Annotated in this window: 6 protein-coding genes; all 6 read left to right on the forward strand. The window is 59.3% G+C overall.

The window, feature by feature from the left end:
• Positions 1-91: glycine zipper domain-containing protein (locus tag ACIREA_RS29600; RefSeq protein WP_397385925.1), on the forward strand; the 91-nt coding region annotated here is incomplete at its 5' end.
• Between the two features lie 37 nt (positions 92-128).
• Positions 129-446, forward strand: a complete 318-nt coding sequence (locus ACIREA_RS29605; protein WP_397385920.1) for a glycine zipper domain-containing protein — start codon at positions 129-131, stop codon at positions 444-446.
• Between the two features lie 46 nt (positions 447-492).
• Positions 493-1,002 (forward strand): GtrA family protein, encoded by a 510-nt coding sequence (locus ACIREA_RS29610; protein WP_397385921.1) that lies wholly within the window; start codon positions 493-495, stop codon positions 1,000-1,002.
• 6 nt (positions 1,003-1,008) lie between these two features.
• Complete coding sequence (locus ACIREA_RS29615; protein ID WP_397385922.1) at positions 1,009-1,470, forward strand: tRNA (cytidine(34)-2'-O)-methyltransferase; 462 nt, start codon at positions 1,009-1,011, stop codon at positions 1,468-1,470.
• Positions 1,471-1,508: 38 nt separating this feature from the next.
• The gene (locus tag ACIREA_RS29620) at positions 1,509-2,186 is read left to right on the forward strand and encodes an ABC transporter ATP-binding protein (RefSeq protein WP_397385923.1); all 678 of its coding nucleotides are present in this window, start codon (positions 1,509-1,511) and stop codon (positions 2,184-2,186) included.
• A gap of 63 nt (positions 2,187-2,249) precedes the next feature.
• Positions 2,250-3,040: hypothetical protein (locus tag ACIREA_RS29625; RefSeq protein ID WP_397385924.1), on the forward strand; the 791-nt coding region annotated here is incomplete at its 3' end.

Raw genomic sequence — 3,040 nt, forward strand, 5'->3', positions numbered from 1 at the left:
CGAAGGAGCTCTCATCGGTGGCGGCCTCGGTGCCTTGGGTGGCAACGCCATTGGCAATGCCCGTGACCGCCGTCGCGGTTACTACTATTAATCAATCGCCGTAATTCAACTCACTCGCAGACAAACATATGAAAAAAACTCTCCTCACAGCTCTCACCGCCCTTTCGCTGGTCTCCTGCGCATCGGGTCCTAACGCTCAGACTGGCTCTGTCATTGGTGCACTCGGCGGCGCTGCCGTCGGTGGCATCATCGGCAACCAAAGTGGCCGTGGCCTGGAAGGTGCCGCCATCGGTGCCGGCCTCGGTGCCCTGGGTGGCAACGCCATTGGCAACTCCCGCGACCAGCGCAACCAGCAGCAATACTACCAAGGCCAGCAGCAGGGCTACCGTGGACGCCAGCAGCAGCAGGGCTACTACGACCGCAACGGCAACTACCACTATTATTAAACGCATCTTTGCTTGCTGAGCAACGATCCCCGGAGAGCCTCACCTGATGATGTCAAAAATCGGTGAGGCTCTTCTATTTTTTCGTGAGAACGACTGGCGTTCGATTGTGGTGCGTCTGAACACGCGTGACACGCATCCGCTGATCCAGTTCATCAAGTATGGCATCTGCGGAGTAGGATCGCTGACCCTCACGACGGCGATCTTTTATGCCCTGTCCAGATGGGGAGCGTATCCTGCTCTCGTCAGCAGCGGTGTGACCGATGAGGTGCGCGCGCTGCACAGCATCTACAACAACATCATCGCCTTTTTCTTTGGCAACATCTTTGCCTATGTGACCAATTCCCTGTGGGTATTCACCCCCGGACGGCATCACCGGGTGCTGGAGTTTGTTTACTTCTCGGTGGTCAGTTCGACGGGGTTTGCCATCGGCCTGCTCTCCGGGCCTTATCTCATCAAATGGTATGGCATCAGCACATTGACCGCGCAGTTGATGCTGATCATTTCCTCCACTCTGGTGAATTTCATCTGCCGGAAGCTTTTTGTTTTCAAAGGTTAAGGCCGCATGCTGAACGTCGTCCTGTTTCAGCCGGAAATTCCGCACAACACGGGTGCCATCGGACGACTGTGCCTAGCCACGAATGCGCGGCTGCATCTGATCAAGCCGCTCGGCTTCAGTCTTGATGACAAGCAGCTCAAGCGCGCTGGACTGGACTACTGGGCGGAGGTGGATGTGCGCGTCTGGGACAGCTGGGAGGCACTGGCGGCGGAGATTCCTGCCGGGGCCGCCTGCTACTTCATCGAATGCCAGGGCGAACACACGTACTGGGAGGCCGACCTCACAGCGGATGAGATTTTCCTCGTTTTCGGCCCAGAAACACGCGGCATCCCAGCCTCGGTGATCCAGCCGGAGCGCTGCCTGCGCATCCCGATGCAGGGCACGCGGAGTTTGAATCTGGCCACGGCAGCGGGCATCGTGATGTATGAGACGCTCAGACAACGCACGCTGGCGGGCATCATGCCTTGACGCCGCGTGGCATCTGCGGAGCGTACACCCCAATCTACATGAGCCAGGAAGCAGCCCCACTCGCCGCACACGATGTGCACCGTACCTACCACCTTGCGGGGCATGATCTGCCCGTGCTACGCGGCGTCAATGTCGAAGTCGCCGCCGGTGAAAAGGTGTTCCTCTGCGGCCAGTCCGGCGCAGGCAAAACCACTCTGCTCTACGTCCTCGGCGGGCTGGAGCAGCCCACATCGGGTGATGTGATGGTTCATGGCCGCTCGCTGTACCAGGCAGCCGCAGCCGAGCGTGCGCGCACTCGCAATGAGGTCATGGGATTTGTCTTCCAGCATTACTTCCTGCTGCCGGAACTCACGGCTTTGGAGAACGTCATGCTGCCGGCGATGATCGGCGGCAAAAAAGCCGAGACACGCGCCCGCGAACTGTTGGACAAGGTGGGCCTCACTGCGCGCCTCCAACACCTGCCCACCGAACTTTCCGGCGGCGAGCAGCAGCGCGTGGCCATCGCCCGAGCGCTCATCAACAACCCCGGGATCATCTACGCTGATGAGCCCACGGGCAACCTCGATGCAAGCACCGGCAGCGGCGTCATCGACATGCTGATGCAGGTGGTCGATGAGGCCAAAAAAACACTCGTTGTCGTCACGCATGATCAAACCCTGGCCAAGCGCGGTGACCGCCGCCTGCTTCTCAAAGAAGGCCGTCTCGAAGAAGGATGATGCACTCGCCTTGGTGCTGAAAAGAGATTAAACTTCTGCACGCGTATGTCTTCGGAATCTCCCATGCCCGCCACGGACTCCCCTCCCCTCCCCGGACCCCAGCGCCAGAAGCGCGGCTGTTTTGGCTCGCTCATCCGCCTGCTGTTTCTGCTTATCCTGCTCATCGCACTGGTGCTGCCATTCACCCCCTTTGCCGGCAAGATTAAAAAAGCCATCCAGGACATCGTCGCCTCCGCACGGAGCACGAAGGAACGCATCGTCACGCGAGACGTGATGCGGGATGTGATCAAAGAAGTTCCGGTCGTCAAAGAAGTGACCAAGGAGGTCATCCGCGAAGTCCAGCCGCCGCTGCCGGAGAAATTCATCCCGCGCAAGGACATCGACGTAGCCAAGCTCTTCAACGGCATCACGGTCAAAACGAACCTGATCACCGAAGAAGGCGGCTTTGCCAGTCTGGAACGGCTTGATCCCGAGGCCTACAAGGCGGAGTTCCAGCTGAGTATCCGCGTGCCGAAGGCGAACCAGACTCTGGACGCACTCTCCCGCATCAACAAAAACCTGCCCGCCATCCTGCCCGGACTCGATGCCATGCTGCCGACGGCGAAGGTGAGCGGCTTCTACCACAAGCTCTACGAGAACAAAACCAACCGTGTGCAGAACGATCTCACGCGCCTCAACAGAGTCCTCGACAGTCACAACTTCTATGACACCGAGACCATCCTCGAACTGACCCACCCGACAACGCAGCGCCGCGCCCTGCTCGTGCAGTCGGAGATGGATGTCGTGGCCGACGGCTCGGATGGCGACCGCATGCCGACGCTGGAGGAGTACATCTACCTCTCTGACTACTACCA

It is taken from the genome of Prosthecobacter sp., assembly GCF_044373815.1.
Taxonomy (GTDB): Bacteria; Verrucomicrobiota; Verrucomicrobiia; order Verrucomicrobiales; family Verrucomicrobiaceae; genus Prosthecobacter.